Genomic DNA, 221 nt, shown 5'->3' with positions numbered 1-221 from the left:
GGTATCCCGTAGGGGAGTCGAACCCCTGTTACCGCCGTGAAAGGGCGGTGTCCTAGGCCTCTAGACGAACGGGACACTAAGATACTCTAAATTTAAAACCTAATTAATCTGTGTGAACACTCATAAATCGCAATCTATCGTTTAAGGAGGTGATCCAGCCCCAGGTTCCCCTAGGGCTACCTTGTTACGACTTCACCCCAGTCATGAACCACAAAGTGGTG

Annotated in this window: 1 tRNA gene and 1 rRNA gene; both read right to left on the bottom strand. The window is 49.3% G+C overall.

The annotated features are described in order from the left end of the window. Positions 1–2: 2 nt before the first annotated feature. A tRNA-Glu gene (locus HC728_RS20060) sits at positions 3–75 on the bottom strand. Positions 76–142: 67 nt separating this feature from the next. Then, positions 143–221 (bottom strand): 16S ribosomal RNA (locus HC728_RS20055); the annotation flags it as partial.

The sequence above is a fragment of the Aliivibrio sp. S10_S31 genome (genome assembly GCF_014694495.1).
Lineage (GTDB): Bacteria > Pseudomonadota > Gammaproteobacteria > Enterobacterales > Vibrionaceae > Aliivibrio > Aliivibrio fischeri.
Note: the sequence above shows the minus strand (reverse complement) of the source record. Positions and strands in the feature narration are given on the sequence as shown.